At 36.6% G+C, this 396-nt stretch carries 1 pseudogene; it reads left to right on the top strand.

The features are described 5' to 3' along the window. A pseudogene (locus tag FGF67_RS17330) lies at positions 1–396 on the top strand (hypothetical protein); the annotation flags it as partial.

The following is a 396-nucleotide window of genomic DNA, read 5'->3' as shown; positions in this document are numbered from 1 at the left end:
CTATAAAGTATACTATAGAAGTATCAAGAAATGATACTTTTACTCAGATAACACATAGTTTTAATAATCTAGAGGCTCCAACAAGAACAATATTATTAGAGCGAGGCATAATTTATTATTGGCGTGTCAAGGCAACAGATAGCAAGAACAAGTCGAGTGCATATTCATCGGTATTTCAGTTTTATACAGAGGGTTATGGTGAAGAGAACCATTTACCATATCCTCCAACATTGATACAACCTGCAATGGATGCGACGATTAAGGGCGGTTCAGTATTTTTAGCATGGGGATCAACCGATGTAGATGGTGATGCCTTAACCTTTGATGTTTATTTAGACACCAATAATCCGCCAACAACGGCAATAGTAACGGGTCATACTGATAAAGATTATATGA

Origin of the sequence: Allotamlana fucoidanivorans, assembly GCF_006265225.1 — a bacterium.
Classification (GTDB): Bacteria; Bacteroidota; Bacteroidia; order Flavobacteriales; family Flavobacteriaceae; genus Allotamlana; species Allotamlana fucoidanivorans.
The sequence above is the reverse complement of the archived record's forward strand: the minus strand, read 5'-3'. Positions and strand labels throughout refer to the sequence as shown.